General features: G+C 34.4%; 25 protein-coding genes. 16 read left to right on the forward strand and 9 right to left on the reverse strand.

Annotated features, from left to right (window positions below; genetic code table 11):
• Nucleotides 1-2: 2 nt before the first annotated feature.
• From ACM55K_RS00185 to ACM55K_RS00195, 3 genes are all read left to right on the forward strand, one after another.
• Nucleotides 3-1,193 carry a hypothetical protein gene (locus tag ACM55K_RS00185; RefSeq protein ID WP_416848219.1) on the forward strand — a complete coding sequence of 397 codons (1,191 nt, stop codon included), beginning with the start codon at nucleotides 3-5 and terminating at the stop codon, nucleotides 1,191-1,193.
• 106 nt (nucleotides 1,194-1,299) lie between these two features.
• Nucleotides 1,300-1,638: a T9SS type A sorting domain-containing protein gene (locus ACM55K_RS00190; RefSeq protein WP_416848220.1), complete on the forward strand. Its 339-nt coding sequence runs from the start codon at nucleotides 1,300-1,302 to the stop codon at nucleotides 1,636-1,638.
• Nucleotides 1,639-1,792: 154 nt separating this feature from the next.
• Entirely contained in the window at nucleotides 1,793-2,773 is a 981-nt protein-coding gene (locus tag ACM55K_RS00195) for a LuxE/PaaK family acyltransferase (RefSeq protein WP_416848221.1), read from the forward strand.
• 46 nt (nucleotides 2,774-2,819) lie between these two features.
• Here the strand turns inward: ACM55K_RS00195 and tyrS are convergent, their stop codons facing one another.
• Nucleotides 2,820-4,112, reverse strand: a complete 1,293-nt coding sequence (gene tyrS, locus ACM55K_RS00200) for a tyrosine--tRNA ligase (RefSeq protein WP_416848222.1) — start codon at nucleotides 4,110-4,112, stop codon at nucleotides 2,820-2,822.
• A gap of 94 nt (nucleotides 4,113-4,206) precedes the next feature.
• Here tyrS and ACM55K_RS00205 point away from each other — a divergent pair, with 94 nt between their 5' ends.
• Complete coding sequence (locus ACM55K_RS00205; RefSeq protein ID WP_416848223.1) at nucleotides 4,207-5,208, forward strand: NAD-dependent epimerase/dehydratase family protein; 1,002 nt, start codon at nucleotides 4,207-4,209, stop codon at nucleotides 5,206-5,208.
• Here the strand turns inward: ACM55K_RS00205 and ACM55K_RS00210 are convergent, their stop codons facing one another.
• The 3 genes from ACM55K_RS00210 to ACM55K_RS00220 are packed head-to-tail and all read right to left on the reverse strand — an operon-like array spanning nucleotide 5,209 to nucleotide 7,747.
• Nucleotides 5,209-5,658, reverse strand: coding sequence for a DUF4296 domain-containing protein (locus ACM55K_RS00210; RefSeq protein WP_416848224.1), 450 nt, complete (start codon nucleotides 5,656-5,658; stop codon nucleotides 5,209-5,211).
• Nucleotides 5,659-5,668: 10 nt separating this feature from the next.
• A complete protein-coding gene (locus tag ACM55K_RS00215; RefSeq protein WP_416848225.1) occupies nucleotides 5,669-7,009 on the reverse strand; it encodes a dihydroorotase in 1,341 nt (446 codons plus the stop codon).
• A gap of 12 nt (nucleotides 7,010-7,021) precedes the next feature.
• Nucleotides 7,022-7,747 carry a polyprenol monophosphomannose synthase gene (locus tag ACM55K_RS00220; protein ID WP_416848226.1) on the reverse strand — a complete coding sequence of 242 codons (726 nt, stop codon included), beginning with the start codon at nucleotides 7,745-7,747 and terminating at the stop codon, nucleotides 7,022-7,024.
• Between the two features lie 105 nt (nucleotides 7,748-7,852).
• On the opposite strand from ACM55K_RS00220, the gene ACM55K_RS00225 reads away from it, so the two are divergent.
• From ACM55K_RS00225 to ACM55K_RS00235, 3 genes are all read left to right on the forward strand, one after another.
• On the forward strand, nucleotides 7,853-8,524 hold the full coding sequence (locus ACM55K_RS00225; protein WP_416848227.1) for a DUF4271 domain-containing protein: 672 nt from the start codon (nucleotides 7,853-7,855) through the stop codon (nucleotides 8,522-8,524).
• Between the two features lie 13 nt (nucleotides 8,525-8,537).
• Complete coding sequence (locus ACM55K_RS00230) at nucleotides 8,538-9,287, forward strand: uroporphyrinogen-III synthase (protein WP_416848228.1); 750 nt, start codon at nucleotides 8,538-8,540, stop codon at nucleotides 9,285-9,287.
• A gap of 265 nt (nucleotides 9,288-9,552) precedes the next feature.
• Nucleotides 9,553-10,023, forward strand: a complete 471-nt coding sequence (locus ACM55K_RS00235) for an Lrp/AsnC family transcriptional regulator (RefSeq protein WP_416848229.1) — start codon at nucleotides 9,553-9,555, stop codon at nucleotides 10,021-10,023.
• Nucleotides 10,024-10,110: 87 nt separating this feature from the next.
• Here ACM55K_RS00235 and ACM55K_RS00240 read toward each other — a convergent pair whose 3' ends face one another.
• Together ACM55K_RS00240 and ACM55K_RS00245 are read right to left on the reverse strand one after the other, a co-directional pair.
• Complete coding sequence (locus ACM55K_RS00240; protein WP_416848230.1) at nucleotides 10,111-10,797, reverse strand: zinc metallopeptidase; 687 nt, start codon at nucleotides 10,795-10,797, stop codon at nucleotides 10,111-10,113.
• A gap of 247 nt (nucleotides 10,798-11,044) precedes the next feature.
• Nucleotides 11,045-14,125: a leucine--tRNA ligase gene (locus ACM55K_RS00245; protein WP_416848231.1), complete on the reverse strand. Its 3,081-nt coding sequence runs from the start codon at nucleotides 14,123-14,125 to the stop codon at nucleotides 11,045-11,047.
• Nucleotides 14,126-14,428: 303 nt separating this feature from the next.
• On the opposite strand from ACM55K_RS00245, the gene ACM55K_RS00250 reads away from it, so the two are divergent.
• From ACM55K_RS00250 to truB, 6 genes are all read left to right on the forward strand, one after another.
• Nucleotides 14,429-14,776, forward strand: a complete 348-nt coding sequence (locus ACM55K_RS00250; RefSeq protein ID WP_416848232.1) for a winged helix-turn-helix domain-containing protein — start codon at nucleotides 14,429-14,431, stop codon at nucleotides 14,774-14,776.
• A gap of 50 nt (nucleotides 14,777-14,826) precedes the next feature.
• Complete coding sequence (locus ACM55K_RS00255) at nucleotides 14,827-17,397, forward strand: TonB-dependent receptor plug domain-containing protein (protein ID WP_416848233.1); 2,571 nt, start codon at nucleotides 14,827-14,829, stop codon at nucleotides 17,395-17,397.
• 130 nt (nucleotides 17,398-17,527) lie between these two features.
• The gene (locus tag ACM55K_RS00260) at nucleotides 17,528-18,403 is read left to right on the forward strand and encodes a cell division protein FtsX (protein ID WP_416848234.1); all 876 of its coding nucleotides are present in this window, start codon (nucleotides 17,528-17,530) and stop codon (nucleotides 18,401-18,403) included.
• 116 nt (nucleotides 18,404-18,519) lie between these two features.
• A complete protein-coding gene (locus tag ACM55K_RS00265) occupies nucleotides 18,520-18,762 on the forward strand; it encodes a DUF3098 domain-containing protein (RefSeq protein WP_039108616.1) in 243 nt (80 codons plus the stop codon).
• Entirely contained in the window at nucleotides 18,763-19,563 is an 801-nt protein-coding gene (locus ACM55K_RS00270) for an undecaprenyl-diphosphate phosphatase (protein ID WP_416848235.1), read from the forward strand.
• Complete coding sequence (truB, locus tag ACM55K_RS00275; RefSeq protein WP_416848236.1) at nucleotides 19,563-20,261, forward strand: tRNA pseudouridine(55) synthase TruB; 699 nt, start codon at nucleotides 19,563-19,565, stop codon at nucleotides 20,259-20,261. The genes ACM55K_RS00270 and truB overlap by 1 nt, the downstream gene beginning before the upstream one ends.
• Before the next feature lie 359 nt (nucleotides 20,262-20,620).
• Here the strand turns inward: truB and ACM55K_RS00280 are convergent, their stop codons facing one another.
• Nucleotides 20,621-21,223, reverse strand: a complete 603-nt coding sequence (locus ACM55K_RS00280; RefSeq protein ID WP_416848237.1) for a thioredoxin family protein — start codon at nucleotides 21,221-21,223, stop codon at nucleotides 20,621-20,623.
• A 105-nt stretch (nucleotides 21,224-21,328) separates the two neighbouring features.
• On the opposite strand from ACM55K_RS00280, the gene ACM55K_RS00285 reads away from it, so the two are divergent.
• The 3 genes from ACM55K_RS00285 to frr all read left to right on the forward strand — a co-directional run bounded on the left by ACM55K_RS00285 (nucleotide 21,329) and on the right by frr (nucleotide 23,529).
• Complete coding sequence (locus tag ACM55K_RS00285; protein ID WP_416848238.1) at nucleotides 21,329-22,108, forward strand: patatin-like phospholipase family protein; 780 nt, start codon at nucleotides 21,329-21,331, stop codon at nucleotides 22,106-22,108.
• 68 nt (nucleotides 22,109-22,176) lie between these two features.
• A complete protein-coding gene (pyrH, locus tag ACM55K_RS00290; protein WP_416848239.1) occupies nucleotides 22,177-22,884 on the forward strand; it encodes a UMP kinase in 708 nt (235 codons plus the stop codon).
• 81 nt (nucleotides 22,885-22,965) lie between these two features.
• Entirely contained in the window at nucleotides 22,966-23,529 is a 564-nt protein-coding gene (gene frr, locus ACM55K_RS00295; RefSeq protein ID WP_416842508.1) for a ribosome recycling factor, read from the forward strand.
• 165 nt (nucleotides 23,530-23,694) lie between these two features.
• On the opposite strand, the gene ACM55K_RS00300 is transcribed toward frr, so the two are convergent.
• Together ACM55K_RS00300 and ACM55K_RS00305 are read right to left on the reverse strand one after the other, a co-directional pair.
• Nucleotides 23,695-24,135, reverse strand: a complete 441-nt coding sequence (locus tag ACM55K_RS00300; RefSeq protein WP_416848240.1) for a LexA family protein — start codon at nucleotides 24,133-24,135, stop codon at nucleotides 23,695-23,697.
• Complete coding sequence (locus ACM55K_RS00305) at nucleotides 24,126-25,400, reverse strand: Y-family DNA polymerase (RefSeq protein WP_416848241.1); 1,275 nt, start codon at nucleotides 25,398-25,400, stop codon at nucleotides 24,126-24,128. Before ACM55K_RS00305 ends, ACM55K_RS00300 begins: the two co-directional genes overlap by 10 nt.
• Between the last annotated feature and the right edge of the window lie 83 nt (nucleotides 25,401-25,483).

Below are 25,483 nucleotides of genomic sequence, written 5' to 3' on the forward strand. Positions count from 1 at the left end.
AAATGAAAAAATTAGTATTCAGCCTTGCCTTATTAAGCTTAGTTTTTACAAGTTGCACATCAAGTGATGACGAAGTAACAACTACTCCGCCAATAGCAACAGGTAATATTACAGGTGATATTACAGCGGCTAAAACTTATGCAAAAGGTGTTTATACAATTAGCGGAACAGTTAGAGTAAAAAGTGGTGCAACACTAACTTTTGAAGCTGGTTCATTAGTTACTGCGGATGTGACTGATGGTGCAGATGCTTTATTGGTAGAAAACGGAGGGAAATTAAATATTTCAGGTACAGCAGCAGAACCAGTTGTATTTACTGAAAAATCAAAAACTGCAGGTTCTTGGGGTGGAATAATCATGTTTGGAGATGCTCCTATTGTATCTGGAAAAAATACTACTACTGGAACTCCTATAACAACAGCTACTTCTGAAGATGGCACAAACATTGTGTATGGTGGTACAAATGCAGCTCACAACGGTGGTTCTTTGAAATATGTTCGTGTAGAGTATGCAGGTAAAAAGATTCTTGATGGAAATTCTGAAATGAATGGATTTTCATTCTACTCAGTAGGTTCTGGAACAGTGTTAGAAAACCTTGTGGCCTACAAAGGAGCAGATGACGGTTTTGAATTTTACGGAGGAACTGTAAGTGCTAAAAATCTTATTTCTTACGGAAACACAGATGATTCTTTTGACTGGCAAGATGGATGGCAAGGTCAAGCGAATACAAACTGGTATGCTTATCAGACTGGAGCTGGAAATTTTGGAATGGAAATCGAATCAAAAAGTGTTAACAATGATTTTTTTCCAAAAGTATCTAACATTACTTTAAGAAGAGCAGCTGGAACGGTAACTGAAGCTGGAAACCCACTTGAAATTGATGCAATCCAATTCAAAAAAGAAGGAAACGGAGAATATAGCAATGTAGTAATTTCAGGTTACACATCAGCTAATGCAACTTCTGTTAGAATACAAGATGCAGCTACAAATACAAATCAAGTTGCTACTGGTAAAATAAAATTGCTAAATGTAAAAATTGCTGATAACACTTCTCTATGGGGTGCTGGTGCAACTACTTTTACTGTAGCTTTCCCAACTGCAAATTTTACAACAGGTACAACTGCAACTGGAGCTGCATTGACTCCTGGTGCTTGGGCTATAGTTGACGGTGTTAATTTATTAGGAAATCTATAACAAACACTAAAATATTTTATATGAAACATCCTGAAATTCAGGATGTTTTTTTTTGTGGTACAATATTTGAAATATTTTTTATATATTTACATAACAAATATTTATCATGGCAAAAAACTACTTTTATATTACTATCTTATTGGTTTTTTTCTTTTCGATGAGCCTTTCCGCTCAAGAGAATAAGCAACAGCCAAGAACACAAGAAACTGCTTCGATAGAGGGACTGAGTTTGTACCCAAATCCCGTAAGCAATGGTAAGGTTTACATTTCTTCAAAAAACGAATTAGATAAAGAAATAATTATCTTTGATGTTTTAGGAAAAAAAGTACTCCAAACAATGATTAGTTCAAGAGAACTAAATGTCTCAAATCTTACTCCAGGTGTTTATATTATCAAAATAAATGAAAATGATGCATCTGCTACGAGAAAATTAATTGTGCGATAATAATTATCACTGACAAATTCAAAAGCTCCAATTCTGTTGGGGCTTTTTTTATAATAAAACGCTGCCGGTTTTTACCAAATTAATAAAGCGCTTGCAAAGACTTTGAGTATTTAAGTCCCTACAAATTTTTTACTTACTTTTGCAAAAAAAATTCTTGATTACAACTACCGATATATTTGCTATTTCCAGTCAAAAACAATTTGAGAAAATCGCTTTAAAAGTGTTTCGTTTTCAATACGAAAACAATTTGGTATATCAGGAATTTTGCGATTTTCTAAAAGTCGATGTACAAAAGGTAAAATCATTATCTCAAATTCCTTTTTTACCAATTCAGTTTTTCAAGAGCCATCAAGTAGTTTCTAATACAGATGCAATTGAAGAAACATTTACCAGTAGCGGAACAACCGGAATGATTACCAGTACCCATTTAGTCACTGACGCTTCGATATATGAGGAAAGTTACCGTAAAGGATTTTCTCAGTTTTATGGAAATATCGAAAATTATGTTGTCTTGGCGTTGCTCCCTTCCTATCTTGAAAGAGAAGGCTCTTCTTTGATTTACATGGTTGAAGATTTGATTGCACTTTCCAATCATCCGGAAAGCGGTTTTTATTTGCACAATCATGACGAACTTATAGCGAAACTAATTGCTTTAGATCAAGCTGGACAAAATGTCATTTTAATTGGTGTCACTTATGCTTTATTAGATTTGATTGAGAAACATCCATTCCAACTGCAAAACACCATAATCATGGAAACAGGAGGAATGAAAGGCAAACGCAAAGAAATGATTCGTGAAGAACTTCATGAACAACTGTGTAAAGGATTTGGCGTCACAGCGATTCATTCTGAATATGGAATGACCGAATTATTATCCCAAGCGTATTCTTTAGGAAATGGCGTATTTGAATGCCCTTCCTGGATGCAAATCCTCATTCGCGATACCGAAGATGCTTTGACCTACATTCAAAACGGAAAAACAGGCGGAATCAACGTAATCGATTTGGCTAATATCAATTCCTGTTCCTTTATCGCCACGCAGGATTTAGGCAAAAAAAATCCCAACAACTCTTTCGAGGTATTGGGACGTTTTGACAATTCTGATATTCGAGGTTGCAACCTCATGGTTATCTAAAAAAGTTTATTCGGTAATTTGTTTAATTGGTTAAACAAATAAGCAGTTAAACAATACTCAACACAAAATAATTTTTCTTGCCGCTTTGCAACAATACAAATTGATTGTTAATTAAATCTTTGGCAGAAAGCACAAACTCTTCGGTAACTTTTTCCTTATTTACTGAAATAGAATTTGCAGTCAAAGCACGTCTTGCTTCTCCATTAGATTTCATAAAACCTGTTTTTTCATTCAAAACAGCAACAATATCAATTCCAGTTTCGATTTCATTTCTGGTAATTTCTGCTTGAGGAACACCTTCAAAAACATCTAAGAAAGTCGCTTCATCCAATTGTTTCAAATCATCTGAAGTAGAATTCCCGAACAAAATATTCGAAGCTTTAATGGCATTTTCTAAATCTTCCGCAGAATGCACCATTACTGTAGTTTCTTCTGCTAAACGTTTTTGCAACAATCGTAAATGTGGCGCTTCTCTATGTTTTTCAGTTAAAATTTCGATTTCTTCTTTCGATAAAAACGTAAAAATCTTAATGTATTTCTCCGCATCAAGATCAGAGGTATTCAACCAATATTGGTAAAATTTATACGGAGAAGTTCGAGCCGAATCCAACCAAATATTTCCACCTTCTGATTTTCCAAATTTTGTTCCATCCGCTTTTGTAATCAACGGACAAGTCAATGCATAGGCTTTTCCCTGAGCTATTCTACGCACTAATTCCGTCCCTGTGGTGATATTTCCCCACTGGTCGCTTCCTCCCATTTGTAGCGTACAATTTTTATTTTTGTACAAATGTAAAAAGTCATATCCTTGAACCAATTGGTACGTAAACTCCGTAAATGACATTCCTTCGGCAGCTTCCGAAGACAAACGTTTCTTAACTGAATCTTTGGACATCATATAATTTACTGTAATGTGCTTTCCAATATCCCGAATGAAATCAAGAAATGAAAAATTCTTCATCCAGTCGTAATTATTCACTAGTTCTGCCGCATTAGCCGCATCGGAAGTAAAATCTAAAAAACGAGCCAATTGACCTTTTATAGCTTCCTGATTGTGACGCAAAGTCGCTTCGTCAAGTAAATTTCTTTCATTAGATTTTCCTGATGGATCGCCTATCATTCCTGTTGCACCACCCACTAACGCTAATGGTTTGTGCCCGGATAGTTGAAAGTGTTTCAATAACATCACGCCTACTAAATGTCCAATATGCAATGAATCGGCAGTTGGGTCAATTCCCACATACGCCACACGCATTTGTTCCATCAAATGTTCTTCTGTACCGGGCATAACATCATGGAGCATTCCTCTCCAAGTCACTTCTTCAATAAAATTCTTCATTTTTTTAATCAATTTGCACAAAGATAAAATTTATTGTGGATTCGGTTATTTGTTTATTCGGTTATTCGAAAAAAAATATTCGTATTTTCGTAGCATGATTTTAGTCACAGGAGGAACAGGTTTAGTAGGTGCACATTTATTACTTCATTTAATTGAATCCGGAAGTATCGGGAGTAAAAAAGTGCGTGCTATTTATCGCAATGCAAAAAGTATAGAAAAGACTAAAAACCTATTTAGTCTCTACCGGAAATTGGATTTGTTTGACACTATCGAATGGATTCAAGCTGATATTACTGATATTCCTGCGTTAGAAAAAGCTTTTGAGGGAATCGATTATGTGTATCATTGCGCCGCTTTGATTTCATTTGACCCAAAAGACGAAGATTTAATTCGAAAAACCAATATTGAAGGAACCGCAAATATTGTCAATTTTTGTGTTGCCAATACAATAAAAAAACTATGTTTTATGAGTTCAATCGCTGCTCTTGGCGACTTAGCATCTCACGAAAAAATTATCACAGAAGAAACCGAATGGAATCCCGAAAAGCCACACAGTGATTATGCCATTTCTAAATATGGCGCCGAAATGGAAATCTGGCGTGGACAACAGGAAGGATTACCAGTGATAATTCTAAATCCGGGCGTCATCATTGGTCCCGGTTTTTGGGAACAGGGAAGCGGACAACTTTTTATGAAAGTAAAAAAAGGAATGTCATTTTACACTTTGGGAAGTTCGGGATTTGTTACCGTGACTGATGTGGTCCGAATCGCTACACAGTTAATGAAAAGCGAAATTCATAACGAACGATTTACATTAATTGCAAAAAATATCATTTTTCGAGATATCTTAAATAGCATTGCCGATGCTCTTCTTGTAAAAAGACCTGCTATTCATGCAAAACCTCTGTTCATGAAAATTTTCTGGAAAATAGACTGGATACTATCGAATATTTTTATGCAAAAAAGACAGCTAACTAGCGCTACTGCAAAAGCGTCTTATTCAAAAAATGAGTATTCCAATGAAAAAATTACGACTGCATTGAATACTAAATTTTTAAATATTCATCAATACATCAAAGAAATTTCAGACTTGTAATTAAAGTCTTTTTCTTTGGTTGATTTCTAATGAATCTATCAGTTTGGTTGTTGGTGAAACTGGTTTAGTAACAGTTTTTTTCTTTTTCTTCTTCTTTTTAGCTTCAGCCTTAATCAATGCGGTTATCTCTGCTTTCTTTTTAGTAAACCTATCTTCTAATTGACCAACGATATTTGCATATTCTTCATAATCAGAAGCATAATACGTATTGTTTTGCGCAAATTGCAGGCTGTCAATTTTATACTTTTTATAAATATATTTTTTAGAATTTATTTTAAAAGTATCCAAAGAGGCCGAATTTTCTAATCTAATAGCTTCTAGCAATGACAAATCATATATAATATCAACCATGACCTCTTTTTCTATAAGACGATTTGGTTTTTTTACTACCTCATCCTTACAGCTTATAAATATGGAAACAACCGCTAAAAGTGATATTAATTTCTTCATCTTTTACCTTTTATCTGTCAAATAACAATCGTTTTCCAGCACGGATATCTTTTACTTTGAAAGCCGTATACACTAATTGTCCGTTTACAAAAGTATGTGTTATTCTGGATTTAAAAGTAAATCCTTCAAATGGTGACCATCCACATTTGGCAAGAATATTTTCCTTTTTAACACTCCATGGCAAACCTGAATTTATAATAACTAAATCGGCATAATATCCTTCTTTTATAAAACCACGTTTCTCAATTTTGAAAATCTTAGCCGGATTATGACACATTTTTTCAACAATTTTCTCAATACTTATTTTACCTTGGTGATGCGCTTCAAACATAGCCACAACTGCATGTTGGACTAATGGCCCACCAGAAGGAGCTTTTAGATAGGGCAGTTTCTTTTCTTCCAGGGTATGTGGTGCGTGATCAGTGGCAATAACATCAATTCTGTCATCAAGCAATGCTTCCCAAAGAACTTTTCGGTCATTAGCTGTTTTCACTGCTGGATTCCACTTGATTAAATTGCCTTTGGTTGCATAATCATCATTGGTAAACCATAAATGGTGAACACAAACTTCGGCAGTAATTTTCTTGTCTTCCAATGGGATTTTATTGGTAAACAAATCCATTTCTTTCGCAGTCGAAAGATGAAATATATGCAAACGCGCACCTGTTTTTTTAGCAAGAGCAATTGCTTTTGAAGACGAAATATAGCACGCTTCTTCACTTCGGATAAGATGATGAACTGTTACCGGAACATCTTCTCCAAACTCTTCTTTGTATTTTTCTAAATTATTTTTGATGGTGGTTTCATCCTCACAATGAACCGCAATAAGCATAGGCGTACTAGAAAATATTTTTTCTAAAGTAGCTTCGTTATCGACCAACATATTTCCGGTAGATGAACCTAAAAATATTTTTATTCCCGCAACATTCTTTGGATTTGTCTTTAGAACTTCTTCTAAATTATCGTTTGTTGCACCCATCATAAAAGAATAATTGGCATAGGATTTATCCGCAGCAATTTTATATTTTTCTTCTAAAATTTCTTGGGTAACCGCATTGGGCACCGTATTAGGTTGTTCTATGTAAGAAGTAATTCCTCCCGCAACTGCAGCTTTAGATTCTGATTCTATATCGCCTTTATACGTAAGACCCGGCTCTCTAAAATGAACCTGATCGTCTATGGCACCTGGAATTAGGTAATTCCCTTCGGCATCAATTATTTTACATTGTGAAGATTTAGCGCTTATGCTTTCTGCAATTTCAACAATTAAGTCATCTTCAATTAGTACATCACCTTCAAAAATCGTTCCTTCATTTACTATTTTGGCATTCTTAATTAAAATCCTGTTCATCGTATCTTCTGCTTATAATGTGTTGACTAATTTTTTTAATCTAAGTGAAATAACCCCAAAAATAGCTTCTTTAATAATTAAATTACTCATTTTGGATTGTCCTTTTGTTCTATCCGTAAAAATAATAGGGACCTCAACAATTTGGAATTTTTTGCAGTAGGTTCTGTATTTCATTTCAATTTGAAACGCATAACCTACAAATTTTATTTTATTTAAATTGATACTTTCCAGTACCTCTCTTTTATAACATACAAAACCGGCTGTCGCATCATGAATTTTCATTCCTGTCATAAAACGGACATAAACTGAGGCAAAATACGATAGTAAAACACGGCTCAAAGGCCAGTTAACTACGTTTACTCCCGTTACATACCGTGAACCAATTGCCAAATCGGCATCTCCTAAGTGACACGCATTATACAATTTTTCTAAATCATTTGGGTTGTGCGAAAAATCAGCGTCCATTTCGAAAATAAAATCATATTTACGTTCCAAAGCCCATTTAAAACCATGTACATAAGCGGTTCCTAATCCGGATTTCTTGGCTCTTTTTTCTAAAAACAATCGGTCTTTATATTCAGATTGAAGCATAACTACCCTATCCGCAGTGCAATCAGGCGAATTATCATCAATAATAAGAACATGAAAAGGCTTGTGTTGTGAAAGCACCGTTCTAATAATGCCTTCGATATTTTCAATTTCGTTATAGGTAGGAATTATAACAATACAATCGTTCATATTTTGAGTAATTTCAACGCAAAAGTAAACTTTTTATGCCATTTGATTCATAATAAATTTATAATAAAAAAGAATGATGTAAAAAATTAGTAATTTTGTATCCCTATGATTGAACATGTACTTCATCCAAGAATAACCGAAAATAAAGACTGGGCCACACTTTTATTTGTGTTGTCATTTGCTATTATCGCTATTACCAAATCTGTTTTCGAAAATCGTTTTGGTGATTTTGCAAATTTAATTTTTTCAAATAAATACACCAAAATATATAAAGACAGCAGCCATCTTAAAAGCGGTTTTACTGTTTCTTTATTTTTAGTGCAGGTTATTTCATTTGCATTTTTTATTCAACTTTCGTTGAGTCAGTTTGGATATGCCACAAAAACAGATTGGATACTTTATATTCAAATAATCACTTTCCTTATATTTTTTATTTTATCGAAATATCTCATAGAAAAAATTATTGGTACAGCATTCAATATGGAGGAATTTGTAGAACAATTTAACCTCCAAAAAGTGACTTATAGAACATATATTGGATTATTTATACTACCAATCAATATTATTCTGTTCTATTACGACACAATCTCAAGAAATATTCCATTATTTATTATTTCTATAGTGTTAATAATGAGCATATTAACATATATAATTTCAATAAAAAATTATCAAAATTTAATATTAGGTAAGTTGTTTTATTTTATTTTATATCTTTGCGCTCTTGAAATAGCCCCCTATTACTTTATGTATTATTGGCTTACAAAAGGGAGCGCGTAGAAAATGTTAAAATATGAAAGTGAAAACAATTTTGGTGTCACAGCCCGAACCTAAAGTGGAAAATTCCCCTTACTTTGAGCTTCAACAAAAGCATAAAGTTAAAATTGATTTCAGACCTTTTATTCATGTAGAAGGCGTTAATGCAAAAGAGATTAGACTTCAAAAAATCGATCTTAATCATTACACGGCAATTATTTTAACCAGTAAGAATGCTGTTGATCATTTCTTCAGAGTTGCTGACGAAATGCGTTTTAAAGTACCCGAAGGATTAAAGTATTTTTGCCAGTCTGAAGCAATTGCTTTTTACCTGCAAAAATATGTAGTGTACAGAAAACGTAAAATTTACGTAGGTCCTAAAGATTTTGCTGATTTATCTCCACTGATAAAAAAATACAAAGACGAAAAATTCTTATTACCTGCTTCAGATCAATTAAATGCAGATGCGCCAATAACGCTTAATGCATTGAAAGTAGACTGGACTCCAGCCGTTTTTTACAAAACTGTAATGAGTGATTTGTCTGATTTAGCAGATGTATATTATGATGTTTTGGCTTTCTTTAGCCCAACCGGAATAAAATCATTGTTTATGAACTTTCCAGATTTCAAGCAAAATGATACCCGAATTGCAGTTTTTGGAAGCACTACACAAAAAGAAGCGTTGGATCATGGTTTAAGAGTAGATATTCTTGCACCAACACCAGCAACGCCTTCAATGACAATGGCTTTGGAAAAATACATTGTAGAAGCAAATAAAGGAAAATAGAAAATTACTTTTTAGATACAATCAAAAGCCATTCACAATCCGAATGGCTTTTTTTTATGCGACAAAATTGAACAATTACATTATTTCTTAAATGAACTTCTATTTCTTATATGTTGATAAATACAAACCATGTAAGAAATAGAAGTTCATTTGATCCTAGAAAAAGCACAGTAATCTTATATTTTCATTGACATTAATCGTTTTTTCCTTAAATTTGATTTTCAATTCAAACTAAATGTAATAGTTTAGTTTAAAATAACAACTTATGAAAACAAACTCCCTTATAGTAGAAATAGACGGTATCGATAAAGAAATTTTACGTGACCTGATGGAAGATGCCCGAAAACCAATTCTTCAAATCGCAAACAAAATAGGGATTTCAGGAGCTGCCATTCACCAGAGATTGCGAAAACTGGAACAATCTGGCGTTATTTCAGGTTCAAAGTTTACGGTAAACCATAAGATTCTAGGTTATAATACGATGGCATTTGTTGGAATTTACTTAGACAAAGCCGCTCGAAACCCAGAAGCTGTGAGAGATTTGAAAAAAATCCCCGAAGTATTGGAATGCCATTACACCACAGGAAACTGGTCAATATTAATCAAGATCATTTGTCGCGATAATCAACATTTAATGCATTTGCTCAACACAAAAATCCAGGCTATCGAAGGCGTTTCCAGAACGGAAACCTTTATATCATTAGACCAACAAATTGACAGACAGATTCAATTGTAGTTTTTAGGTTAATCGTCAATTTGATTATTTTGTAAAAAATCCGTCTCGTTTTTAAACAAGACGGATTTATATTTTTTAAACGAAAAATTAATTTCTTCTTCCGCCCATATATATCGAAACATAATACAACAAGGTTGCAATAGAACCTAAAGCAGCAACCACGTACGTTCTGGCAGCCCATTTTAGTGAATCTTTTGCTCCAGCCTGCTCTTGTTGCGTCAGCATTCTTTTATTTTCCAACCAAGCCAAAGCACGATTACTCGCATCATATTCTACCGGTAAAGTAATAATAGAAAATAAGGTTGTTGCCGCAAAAATTACGATTCCAACTAATAACAGCTGAGGAAAAGTTTTAATCATCAAAATTCCAGCCAGTAAAATCCACTGCATGTACGTTGAAGCTACATTTACAATTGGCACCAATTGCGAACGCATAGTCAACCATCGATATCCTACGGCATGTTGTACGGCGTGACCACATTCGTGTGCAGCAACAGCAGCCGCAGCCGCATTACGTTGATTATAAACTGCCTCGCTTAGATTCACTGTTTTATCCAAAGGATTATAATGATCCGTTAATTGTCCAGCAACCGAAATCACTTTCACGTCCCGAATTCCGTTATCAGCAAGCATTTTTTCGGCAATTTCAGCACCGGACATTCCGTTTTGTAATTGTAATTTAGAATAATGTTCAAATTTGCTTTTCAGTCTTGAACTAACTAACCAGCTAAACAGCATAATTGCTCCAGCAAGAATCAAATAACTCATTCCCATATTTTTATTTTTTAATTGTATTATTTAAAATTATAAAAGAATCATCAAAATCTGAACCAATTTTTTACAATGTCAATTTGGCATTCCTGAAATGGAACACGGATAACACCGATTAAACTGATTTACATGGATTTTCATAAATTTAAAAAAAACCAAATCCCAAAAATTATTTTGGGATTTGGTTTTAATATATTCATGATGATAACCGTATCGTGAGAAGCACTGTAGTGCGTCTCTACAAAGGACGTTATCCCACCAAATTGATAATTTTTCCTGGAACAATAATTACCTTATTTGGCGTTCTTCCTTCCAATTGTTTGATGGTTCTTTCATCCTTCATTACGATTTCCTCGATTTGTTCTTTGGTTAAATCCAAAGGTAAAACCATCGTGAAACGCATTTTTCCATTGAAAGAAACCGGATATTCTTTATTGCTTTCTATCAAATGTGATGACTCGAATATTGGAAAATCAACCGTTGCAATCGAACCAGTATTTCCTAACAATGACCATAATTCTTCCGCTATGTGCGGCGCATAAGGCGAAATCACAATTGCTAATGGTTCCAGAATCGCACGGGAATGACAATTTTGGGTTGACAATTCATTCACACAAATCATAAACTGACTTACCGATGTATTGAAAGAAAAACTCTCAATATCTTCCGCCACTTTTTTGATGGTTTTGTGTAATGATTTTAAGTTGTCTTTGGTTGGTTTGTCATTAGTAACAATCAAACCATTTTCATCAAAATACAAACGACACAGTTTTTTCAAGAAACCAAAAACTCCTGAAATTCCTGCCGTATTCCAAGGTTTCGCCTGTTCCAATGGCCCTAAGAACATTTCGTACAAACGCAATGTATCCGCACCGTATTCATTACAAATATCATCCGGCGTAACTACATTGTACTTGGATTTCGACATTTTTTCGATTTCACGACCAACGATATATTTACCGTTTTCTAATATAAATTCCGCATTTTTATACTCTTCTCTCCAGTTTTTAAACCTTTGAACATCTAATTCGTCAGAAGAATTTACAAAGTTTACATCTGAATGTAATTTATCAAAAGAATCTTCATAAAGTCTTATAGAATCTACATTCGATTTTATATTTTTAAATATTTTCACACTTAAATCATTAAGAATATCATTGTCAATTTTATGAATATCATAGTAAACCCCATCGTGCTTTAAATCAATAAATATTTCATTTCCATAATCTATGGACCCAAAATACTTATTTAATTCCTTTATGTAAGAACTTGAAACATATATATTTTTTGGAATAGCCATACTGCCCTGACCAGAAATACTAGGAACATTTAATCTATAAACAAACGCACTCATCCCCAAAATCATTCCCTGATTAATCAGTTTTTTGAATGGTTCTTCGGTTGGTGCAAAACCTTTGTCTTTTAAAAATTTATTCCAAAAACGAGAATATAATAAATGTCCGGTTGCATGTTCGCTTCCACCAATGTATAAATCCACACTTTCCCAATATGCTAAAGTTTCTTTGCTCGCAAATTCGTTTTCGTTATGTGCATCCATATAACGCATCCAATACCATGAACTTCCCGCCCAACCCGGCATCGTGTTTAGTTCTAATGGAAATATAGTTACATTATCTACTAACTGAGTACTAACCACTGAACACTGAACACTGTCCCAAGCCCAAACCAAAGCGTTTCCTAAAGGTGGCAAACCTTCTTCGGTTGGCAAATATTTCTCTACTTCCGGCAAGATGATTGGCAAATGTTTCGCATCAATCATTTGTGGCAAGCCATTCACATAATATACCGGAAACGGCTCTCCCCAATAACGCTGACGAGAGAAAACGGCATCACGCAAACGGTAATTCGTTTTTCCTTTTCCTTGATTTAATTTTTCCAGTTCTTCGATAACTTTTTTGGTTGCCTCTTTGTAATTCAATCCGTTTAGGAAATCTGAATTTGCGATAATTACATTGTCTTTCGAACCATAGGCAACTTCTGAAATATCCACATTTGCAAAAATGTTTTTAATCTCTGGCATACCTCCCGAAGCTTCGGGATGACCTTTGAAGAAATTAGCAAAAGTATAATCTCTTTCGTCGCCACAAGGAACCGCCATAACAGCGCCTGTTCCGTAACCCGCCAAAACATAATCCCCAATCCAAACTGGGATTGGCTCTTTCGTAAATGGATGTTCTGCATACGCTCCGGTGAATACTCCTGAAATGGTTTTAACATCCGCCATACGTTCTCTTTCGGAACGTTTTGCGGTTTTTTCTATGTAAGCTTCCACTTCCGCTTTTTGTTCCGGAGTAGTAATTTGTGTTACCAATTCGTGTTCTGGTGCCAATGTCATGAACGTAACTCCAAAAATAGTATCAGGCCTTGTCGTGAAAACCGCAATTTTAGCTTCTGAATTTTGAACATTGAACTCTACAGTCGCTCCAACTGATTTTCCAATCCAGTTTCTTTGGCTTTCTTTGATACTTTCGCTCCAATCAATAGCATTCAACCCTTGCAACAAACGTTCCGCATAAGCCGAAATTCGCATACTCCATTGGGTCATTTTCTTTCGCACTACTGTAAAACCGCCACGCTCTGAAACACCATTCACAATTTCGTCATTCGCCAAAACAGTTCCTAATCCCGGACACCAGTTCACCTCAGTCTCGGCTAAATAAGTCAATCTGTATTGCAACAAAATTCTCTCCTGCTGTTCTTTTGCGAAAGCGTTCCATTCATCTGCTGTAAAAGCTTCAATGTTTTCATCGCAAACGGCGTTGACATTTGCATTTCCTTCTGTTGAAAAAACGGAAACCAAAGTCGAAATATCTTCTGCTTTGTCGCTGTTTTTATTGTACCAAGAATTAAATAATTGGATGAAAATCCATTGCGTATGTTTGTAATAATCCGGATTTGAAGTACGGACTTCCCTGCTCCAATCGAATGAAAATCCAATTTTATCCAGTTGCTTTCTGTAACCCGCAATTTTATTTCCTTCTTTATCCGTTCCTCCGTCAATATTTACCGAAGTCGTATCTTCCGGACGTTGCCCCGTTTGAATGGCGTATTGTTCTGCAGGCAAACCAAAACTGTCATAACCCATAGGGTGCAACACATTAAAACCTTGATGTCTTTTGTATCTGGAATACACATCAGAAGCGATGTATCCCAGCGGATGCCCAACGTGCAATCCCGCTCCAGATGGATAAGGAAACATATCAAGTACGTAATATTTAGGTTTTGTTGAGTTATTTTCAGCTTTAAACGTTGCGTTGTCTAACCAATATTTCTGCCATTTGGCCTCTATTTCGTTCGGATTGTATTTCATTCCTCTTTATATATTGTTTTTTTAATGGAGTCACGCTATCGCATACTCAGGTCATTTTATAAAAGTTGTAAAGTGACAAAGACTTTTCAGGATGGCTATTTTAGGTGCCAAATTTAAGGTTATTGTACATTGTACCAAAGCTATTTCTTTGACAAAGAAAAAAATAAATAATTAATTAATTAAAACTAAGTAAAAATACTTATTTTTGTAAAATAATATCTACGTATTTTAAATTATCAAATCTTACAAAATTTTATTTATAAGTAGTTAGTTGCTTTTCACTATATCTTTTAAAACATACTGATGGAAGGAAATAAAAAATACACTATTGCAGTCAGAATCTGGATTGAAGAAGCCGATGGTCCTTTTCTAGGCATTGGAAAGATATGGTTGCTGGAGAATATCGCAAAAACGGGCTCTATTACTAATGCGGCCAAAGAAATGAAAATGGCGTATCGTCAAGCGTGGCAATTAGTGGAAGAAATGAACAAACGTGCCGAAAAACCACTGGTAGAAAAATTACTTGGTGGCAAAGGCGGTGGCGGTGCGAGATTGACCGAAGCCGGAGAAATAGCCATTCAGACTTTTTATGAATTAGAAAAGAAAATTCAAGATTTTGCCAGAAAAGAAACGTTGAATTTGAAATTTTAAAAAATTTAAATAGCAGTATTCTTTTAAAAGCATACTGAAAAATAAAAACTATGTTGAAATCAAAATTATATTTTATTCTAGTATTACTAAGCTTAAAAAGTCTTGCCCAATCCCAAAAAGAAAATTCAAAAACAAGTCAAGACAGTCTCAAAAAAGAAATACTGAAAGAAGTAGTCGTTACGGCTTCCCGTACTCAAGAAACTTTTTTACGATCTCCTATAAGTATTGAGCAATTAAAAGCTGCAGATGCAAAAAATATGGGTTCACCATCCAGTTTTGATGCGCTCGAAAACTTAAAAGGAGTTCAAATTATTACGCCAAGTTTAGGTTTTAAAGTCATAAACACGAGAGGATTTGCCAACACAACCAATGTTCGTTTTGCCCAATTAGTAGACGGTATAGACAATCAAGCGCCACATCTGGGCGCGCCCATTGCCAATGCGCTTGGAGCAAACGACCTTGATATCGATAAAATTGAAATAATTCCCGGAGCGGCTTCTGCACTATATGGAATGAATGCCATAAACGGATTAGCAAATATTCAAACCAAAAATCCATTTGAATATGAAGGATTGAGTATTCAGCAATTAACCGAAATCAATCATGTTGGACATGTAGACCGCTTCTCTCCAAAGCTTTACAACCAGACCAATTTCCGTTATGCAAAAGCATTAAATTCCAAAATAGCTTTCAAAATAAACGGTTCCACAACCGGAGGAACGGATTGGGTTGCAGACAACAGAACTGATTTGGCTCCAAATAGTAATGCTTCAACCAATTTATATGGTGCTGATAATCCTGCTTTTGATGAAGTTAACGGCTACGGTAACGAATCGGCAAACAGAAAAACATTAACCCTGAACGGGAAAAAATATGTAGTTTCCAGAACGGGTTACAGAGAAGCCGACATTGCAGATTACAACATCCAAAACTATAAAGGCGATGTTGGCTTGTATTTCCGTCCAAAGAAAGGACAGGAATTGGTCCTAACTTATAAAGGCGCTTTAATTAATACAGTCTACCAACGTTCGAATCGTTTTAGATTAGAAGATTATACCTTACATCAATATAGCATTGATTACCATACCGATATTTTTCAGATACGAACGTATTTAACTCAAGAGAACACCGGAAAATCATACAATATGCGTTCTCTGGCAGAAAACATGGATCGGGCTTTTAAATCAGACGATCAATGGTTTGCCAATTATACTACAGCCTATAACAATGCGGTAACCACTGGGGCTACCATTGCAGACGCCCATAGAATGGCTAGAACAACATCCGATCAAGGAAGATTTATTCCCGGAACCGATGCTTTCAACAATAAGAAAGACGAATTAACCAACATCAACAATTGGGATTTTGGTGCCGCTTTGCGCGTAAAATCTTCTTTAGTGCATGCGGAAGGTTTGTTTAATTGGGATAAAGCTTTTGCTGACTTTTTCAAAAAAATCGACACACAACTCCTAAGTGGTTTTGATTATAGAACGTACATCATTGTTCCCGACGGAAATTACTTTATAAATCCAGTTGATGATGGCAAAAAACTAACCTATGGAAAAACAGGTGGATTTACCCAGTTGAGCACCGATTTATTTGACAAAAAATTACGTCTGAGTGCAACCGTTCGCGTAGACAAAGCGGATTATTTCGATTTGAAATTTACTCCTCGATTTACTGCTGTATTTTCTCCAAAAGAGGAAATCAACTTTAGAGCTTCTTACCAAAGCGGTTATAGATTCCCGAGTATTTTTGAAGGATTTTCTAACGTTAACAGCGGTGGTGTAAAACGTGTGGGTGGATTACGCATCATGTCTAACGGGATTTTCGAAAATTCGTACACAAAAGCATCTATCGATAAATTCCAAGCACTGGTAACTAGCGACATCAATACACTAGGTCTAACTCAGGCACAAGCCATTGATAAAAACAAGGGCATTATCCAGAAAAACCCATATACTTATTTACAACCTGAATTTGTTCGTTCTTTTGAATTTGGATTTAGAGGAGTTACCCTAAAAAAGAGTTTATTCATTGACGCCGATTTTTATTACAACTCCTATGAGAATTTTATCGCACAAGTTGAAGCAAGTATTCCTAACACAGCGGATGCAGCACAAATACCGACAGCCCTTTATTCTAAAGCTACACAAAGTCGGTATCGTTTATGGACCAATTCTAAAAGTAAGATTTACAATTATGGCGGTAGTTTAGGATTAAAATACAAATACAGTGATGTGTTTTCATTTTTAGGAAACGTAACTTATACAAAATTAGACCGAACAGATGATAAAGATGGGCTGGAAGATGGCTTTAACACGCCTAAATTCATTGTGAATGGAACAGTAATAACAGAAAACTTATGGAAAAACCTTGGCGCAAGCGTTACCTATCGCTATCAAAATAAATATGATTATGTTTCTTTCCTTGTTAGTGGCGAAGTACCTGCCTATTGGTCGATGGATGCGCAAATAAATTATAATTTAAAAAAACCATATGTAACTGCTAAACTGGGAGGAACTAATTTTCTCAACAAAACCTATTATTCTATGCTAGGCGGACCATCAATTGGGGCATTGTATTATTTATCATTGACTTGGAATATTGGTAAAATCTAAAAAAAGAGTCTTTAAAAGATTGGTTTGCTTTTGAAATTTACGTTTATTGTACGAAAGTTAAAACTTTGAGCGTTATTAACTTTAAATAAAGAAATTCTTTATTATTTTTACCCCATAATTTAAGTAAACTATGAGTTCTTCCTTTGATAAATTTCAAAAACGCAGGTTAATTTCCTCTTATTTTTCGGTTGTACTAAGTGTATTCTTGGTGTTATTCCTATTGGGAATGTTAGGATTTTTCATTATAAATTCTAAAAAACTGGCCGATGATTTCAAGGAAAAAATTGCCATGACGGTGTTTTTCAAAAACGATGCTAATGATAGTATCCTGAAAGCTTTTGGAACCGAATTAAAAACAGCTCCTTTTGCAAAATCATATGTTTATGTCACTAAAGAAGCTGCAGCTAAACAACATACTGATATTATAGGTGAGGATTTTATGGAATTTCTAGGTGAAAATCCGTTGCAAAACTCTTATGATATTCACTTAAAAGCAGATTATGTAATCAAGGACAGTATTGCTAAAATCGAAACTCGCTTACGCAAAAATGCCATGATTTCGGATATTGTTTATGACAAACAATTAGTGAATCTGGTAAATGACAATATCAAAAAAGTCAGCATGTGGATTTTAATAATCAGCGGATTTTTTACCGTTATAGCTGTTTTATTGATCAACAGCTCTTTACGTTTATCCATACATTCGAATCGATTTATCATCAAAACCATGCAAATGGTAGGCGCTACCAAAGCCTTTATCAGAAAACCATTTGTGATGCGAAGCATAAAATTGGGAATGATTGGTGCGGGTTTAGCCATTTTGGCGTTGATTGGCGTTTTGATTTACGTTCAAACTAATTTCCCTGACCTTGGTATTCTTGACGACAAATTACTGGTTGGATTGGTTTTATTAACTGTTCTGGGTATTGGTATTTTGATTACTTGGCTAAGCACTTACTTCGCAACACAACGCTTTTTAAACTTAAGAACAGACGATCTTTACTAGATTTCAGACTGCAGGTTTCAGATTACAGATAGAAGATTAAAACAATATCATTTTTAGGATTTTAAAAAAAAACCTATAATTCAGCATTTTTAGATGCTGAAATAAATTCAGCATAAATGAAAAACGAAGAACAAAAACAAGAATTTCTTTTTGACAAAATAAATTATAAAATTCTATTAATTGGGATTGGAGTAATTGCTTTAGGTTTTATTCTAATGTCGGGTGGCGGAAGTAATGATCCAAAAGTATTTAGTGAAGCAATCTTTGATTTCAGAAGAATTCGTTTGGCTCCAACAACTGTTTTAATCGGTTTTGGAATCACTGTTTATGCTATTCTTAAAAATCCAAAAAAAGCATAGATGAATACTTTACAAGCTATTGTTCTTGCCATTATTGAAGGAATTACTGAATTTTTACCTGTTTCTTCAACTGGACATATGATTATCGCATCTTCTTTTTTTGGAATTGCACATGATGATTTCACTAAACTGTTTACGATTGTCATTCAATTGGGAGCTATTTTCTCGGTAGTAGTCTTATATTTTAAACGATTTTTTCAATCCTTTGATTTTTATTTCAAACTGCTTGTTGCTTTTATTCCTGCAGTAGTTTTTGGATTGCTTTTCAGCAAAAAAATAGATGCTTTACTAGAAAGTCCGGTTACTGTTGCCGTTTCTCTTTTGATAGGAGGAATCATTTTACTAAAAGTAGATGATTGGTTTGCTGTTCCAGAAGTTGGTTTTCCAGTCAGTAAAGAAATCACCTATCTTCAAGCATTTAAAATTGGATTGTTCCAATGCCTTGCCATGATTCCTGGTGTTTCACGAAGTGGTGCCAGTATTGTAGGCGGAATGTCCCAGAAATTATCCCGAACTACCGCAGCAGAATTCTCCTTTTTTCTTGCCGTTCCCACCATGTTAGGCGCAACTGCAAAAAAATGTTATGATTATTACAAAGACGGATATGTATTGACTCACGATCAAATTAACTTTCTTATCATTGGTAATATTGTCGCTTTTGTAGTGGCTCTTTTAGCCATAAAATCATTCATTGGTTTTTTAAGCCGAAAAGGATTTAAACTATTTGGTTATTACAGAATTATAGCTGGAATCGTATTATTGATAATCCACTTTTTTATTCATCCCTTGACCATTATTTAATGACTACCGAAGACTTTCAAACCGGACAAATAATACTCATTGACAAACCTTTGCATTGGACTTCCTTTCAGGCAGTGAACAAATTAAAATGGGCTTTGATTACTAAACTAGGGCTTCCAAAAAAATTTAAGATTGGCCATGCCGGTACTTTAGATCCTTTGGCAACCGGATTGCTTTTAGTTTGTACCGGAAAATTCACCAAAAGAATTACAGAACTTCAAGGTCAAGCCAAAGAATATACTGGAACTTTTTATATTGGTGCTACTACACCTTCGTATGATTTAGAAACCGAAATTGACCAAACATTTCCAACTGAACATATTGACGAGGCTTTAATTCAGGAAACCGTAAAACAATTTCTGGGTGAAATAGACCAAAAACCACCCATTTACTCCGCTATAAAAAAAGATGGTGTTCGCTTGTATGAGCATGCCAGAGCAGGAGAAACTGTAGAAATTGCAACGAGAAAAACAACTGTCCACGAATTTGAAATTACCAGAATCGCACTTCCTGAAGTCGATTTCAGAGTAGTTTGCAGCAAAGGAACTTATATTCGTTCGCTGGCTTTTGATTTTGGAAAAGCCATGCATTCAGGTTCGCATTTAACTGCTTTACGCCGAACAAAAATTGGTGATTATAATGTAACTGATGGAATAGATGCTGAAGCATTTGAACAAAGTCTAGCTCCTCAATTGTAATCAAAAAAGCAAAAACACATGACAAATTCAAAAAATGAACTTGCGATGTGTTTTTTCTAAAAATTAAAGTAGTTTTAATCCATACTTTTTTTGTTTACTTGGCTGCGCCACTGGTTTTAATAATGTGTTACGTTTTTACCCCCAAATAGTAAGCACGATAAATAATCATAAAACCTTTCAAATAGCTTTTTCATAGCGATGTTTTTAAATTGAAACAATATTTAAACACCAATAAAAAAGTAAATTAAACAGTAGACATGGTTGGCAGTTACTAAATTACAAATTTTTTTTGGTAAAACAAAAAAAATAAACTTATTTTTTTTACATAAAGAAACGCATACCCGTCCCTCTTCTTGCCTTTAAAGACTCTGCATCAGATTAATTATTTCCTGTTGCGTACTTAATCCTTTATCCTTTAAATACCATAATTGTAATTCTGTTTTGATTTTTTCATCAATGACTCCAAATTTCTTTTTATAATCATTTATCAAATCCGTTGCGTCTTTTGGTCTGGGTCCCCAGCTGTCTAGTAGACTTCCAGTTTCTCTATCAATTATAATTAATTTGGGAATTGCTCTTTTTTTATTGGTTAGAAACAATTTCATCAATTCCTCGTTTTCATCACGCAAAACAATTTTCATTTCTATTTTACCATCGGAAGCAATAGTCATTTGATTTAAAACAGGCAGTATTTGTGCTGCATCTCCACACCAACCCTCAGAAATAACCAGCCAGAGGTATTCTCTTTCTAAATTTTTTAATTTAAGACTATTTTCATCTGGAATTTTCATCGTTTTATCCAAACGATCCATACGCGTTTCATTCAAAAAACTGTATTGTGTCAAATTTTCGGATTGTTCATTACCTGTTGATTTTCCTTCCAATAATAAATCAGAAACTAATTTTCTATATTCTGAATACGAATGACTGTGAAATAACGCTTTAGCTACTGTTGTTTTCATGATAAAATCTTTATACATACAAAGTTACCATAAAATTGGGTCTTAAATATGACTTATATCAGTTACAGTTACACAAAAAGAGTAATTTTATAACAAATATTTAGAATGGATTTAAAAACAAAATCGATAGGACTGGTACTTTCTGGCGGAGGCTCTAAAGGTATCGCACATGCTGGTGCTATAAAATTTTTGGAAGAGAAAAATATCTTTCCTTCCCGTATTGCCGGAACAAGCGCTGGCTCGATTGTTGGTGCCTTGTATGCGTGGGGGAAAACACCCGACGAAATCCTGGAGTTTTTTAAGTCTATCTACCTTTTTCATTGGAAACATTTTACCTTCACAAAAGCAGGTCTAATTGATTCTGAATCTTTCAAAAGTTATTTTCATGCTATTTTCAAGGATGCCTTATTAGAGGAACTGAAGATTCCAATTCATATTACGGCGACCGATATGGTTAGAGGAAGACTAAAAATATTTGGCCCCGAAACAACCATTATTGATGCTATTTTAGCTTCATCAGCATTTCCCGGGATTTTGTCTCCGTACGAAATTAAAGGAAAATTATATAGTGATGGTGGCATATTAAATCATTTTCCCTCAGATATTTTACAAGGACAATGTGATACCGTCATTGGAGTTTACGTAAGTCCTCTTCAAAAAATTGAAGCTAAAGATTTAAGCTCTATAAAAGCTGTAACTACCCGCGCTTTTGATATCCTTTCGGCAAATTCAAATATGCACAAATTCAACGTTTGCGATTGGGTTATTGAACCAAAGGATTTGTGTCTCTATAGTACTTTTGAAACGAATAAGATTAAAATGGATGCCATCTTCAACATTGGCTATGAAGCCGCAAAAAAATCTTACGGAAAACTTAATTTATAAATTTTAAGTAACGCTTTTTTTAAAAAACAGAATATGTCTATATTTGCACCAATCAACTCAACACAAAAATGAAATACAAAAGAATTCTTCTAAAACTAAGTGGCGAAGCTTTAATGGGCGACTTGCAATACGGAATTGACCCAAAAAGATTAGCTGAATATGCTGACGAAATCAAACAAATTCATGAAAAAGGAGTAGAAATAGCCATTGTAATAGGTGGTGGAAATATTTTTAGAGGAGTTGCCGGAGCAAGTGCAGGAATGGATAGAGTGCAAGGTGATTATATGGGAATGCTGGCTACCGTTATTAACGGAATGGCTTTGCAAGGTGCATTGGAAGATAAAGGGATGAAAACTCGTTTACAAACCGCTTTAAAAATGGAATCAATCGCTGAACCTTATATTAAAAGAAGAGCCGTTCGTCATCTTGAAAAAGGGAGAATTGTGATTTTTGGTGCAGGAACAGGAAATCCTTATTTTACAACAGATACGGCAGCCGTTTTACGTGGTGTAGAAATTGATGCTGATGTAATCCTAAAAGGAACTCGTGTTGATGGTGTATATGATTGTGATCCAGAGAAAAATGCATCTGCCGTGAAATTTGACTTCATTACATTTGAAGATGTTCTTAAAAAAGGATTAAATGTAATGGATACCACAGCATTCACGTTAAGCCAAGAAAATAAATTACCTATTGTAGTTTTCGACATGAATAAAATAGGGAATCTCTTGAAAATTTGCGACGGAGAAAACATAGGAACAGTAGTAAATATATAAATAGATTATTAGATCGTTAGATTATTAGATGCTTGAAAGTCTAAAAATCCAACAGTCTAAGAAATCTAAAAACCTAAAGAAATGACCGAAGAAATTGAATTTATATTAGATAGTACTAAAGAATCTATGACCGGTTCTATTGCGCATTTAGAAAAAGAATTTTTAAATATTCGCGCCGGAAAAGCATCTCCAGCAATGCTAGGAAGTGTTTTTGTAGATTATTACGGATCCGCAACACCGCTTTCACAAGTATCTAAAATCAGTGTTCCAGATGCCAGAACGATTACTTTACAGCCTTTTGAAAAAAACATGCTACATGTAATCGAAAAAGCAATTATGGTGGCTAATATTGGTTTCAATCCAATGAATAACGGGGATGTGATCATCATAAGCGTTCCAGCCTTAACTGAGGAAAGAAGACGTGATCTTGCTAAACAAGCAAAAGTAGAAGCCGAAGATGCTAAAGTTGGTATTCGTAACGCAAGAAAAGATGCTAATACTGATATTAAAAAATTAGAAAAAGAAGGAACATCAGAAGACATTTGTAAAAGTGCTGAAGAGGAAGTTCAAAACTTAACCAATAGTTACATCCGTAAAATAGATGAGCTTTTAGTTTCGAAAGAAGCTGAAATCATGAAGGTTTAACTTTTAAAAGTCTTGAGCTAAATACAAGCTAGTTTTATTAGACAAAAAATAATTAATTAAACAGTTTCAAGAATATTCTTAAAACTGTTTTTTTTTGTTTTAATCCAAAGCCTTTTTGTTGAACATTTAATTTAGAGTTTTCATTTAGCATAAAACAGAATTGTTTTAAATCTTTTTTATCACATAAGTCACGATTCCCCAAATGATTAATTGGTTTTCTTCGGTGACTTTTATAGGCGAATAATTGGGATTTTCAGGCATCAGATACAAACAATCTTTCTCCAGCTGAATGCGTTTTACAGTAAATTCTCCATCAATAAAACAAATCGCAATTTTGTTGTTTTGAGGTTCTAAACTTCGATCCACAACAAGAACATCTTTGTCATTTATACCGGCATCAATCATCGAATTCCCTTTGACTTTGATATAAAAAGTAGCCATAGGATTTTCACTTAGTTCTTTATTCAAATCGATATTTGCCTCCATAAAATCGGCAGCCGGAGAGGGAAATCCCGCCGAAACACCCTCGGACATGAAAGGAATTTTTAAGTCGCTTTCAAAATCAGGCAGAAAGAATGTTAGTTTTTGTTCTTTGTTTAATGGCATTTTATTTCGAGAATCTCTTTAAAATTAGTGGTGTATTTAGGCGACAAATGCTTCTGGTTCATATTCCAAGTCAGGCTTAAATTTTGAGTAGCCAACTTTACTTTTTTGTCTCCAATTTTATTATTGAGACGATCCATCACTTTCATTAACTCCAAATGTTTTGGGTTTTCTTCATCAAACAACTGCAATTGTTTTCTATTTTCATCAATAAGTTCCGTAACAATAACGCCGGCTTTCTTGAATTTTATATTTTCATTTCCTTTGTATATTTTTTTCAGAATAGCAATCGCCGTATTTGAAATTGTCAAAGTAGAATTGGTCGCATAAGGCAACGTAACCGCCATGTTAAAATAGTATTTTGACGTTTGCACGGTATGCTTATCAATCATTAGCATTAAAATAATCGTATGACAGCAGGAGTTTTGTTTTCGTAATTTCTCGGCACAAACCGATGCAAAAGTGGCAATGCGTTCCCGCAACAAATCAAAATCAGAAATCTGTTTTGGAAAGCTTCGGGTAATGGCAATACTTTTCTTTTGGTCAGCTATAGGTTCTAAATCTAAAACTGATTTTCCCTCTAATTCGTATTTTAACCGAAGACCAACAACTCCCATTTCTTTCTTAATCCAAGCTTCGTGTTGTGGAGCGATAAAATCTAATGCAGTGGTAATATTTCTGGCTTTCATCTTTTTATTCATGCGATAACCAATCCCCCAAACGTCTTCAATTTTTGTCCATTTCAAAGCTTTGATGCGTTTTTCATCATTATCGATCACATAAACACCATTCGTTCTATCCTGGAATTTTTTGGCAATTTTATTGGCTACTTTTGATAATGCTTTAGTTGGTGCAAAACCAATACAAACAGGAATTCCCACCCATTTTTGCACACGGTTTTTCATTTGGATTCCATAATCATGATAATCGAAAACATTTAGTCCATCAAAATTCAGAAAGGCTTCATCAATGCTGTAAATTTCGACATTAGGCGTAAATTGACCTAAAATCGACATCACTCGATTGCTCAAATCGCCATAAAGGGCATAATTGGAAGAAAATAACTTTACATTTTTCTCTTTTACCAATTCCTTGATTTGAAAGGCTGGCGCGCCCATTGGAATCCCAACAGCCTTAGCTTCATTACTTCTGGAAATCACGCAACCATCATTATTTGACAATATTGCAACAGGTTTCCCAACGAATTGAGGTTGAAAAACCCTTTCGCAGGAAGCGTAAAAATTGTTACAATCGACTAAAGCATACATAATGCAAAATTACTCAATATGCCTTTATGCGAGTTAGTAATAAAAGTTAATTTTGGGATTGTTGATAAGTAAAAAAATCAGAA

Origin of the sequence: Flavobacterium arabinosi (assembly GCF_048158725.1) — a bacterium.
Classification (GTDB): Bacteria; Bacteroidota; Bacteroidia; order Flavobacteriales; family Flavobacteriaceae; genus Flavobacterium; species Flavobacterium arabinosi.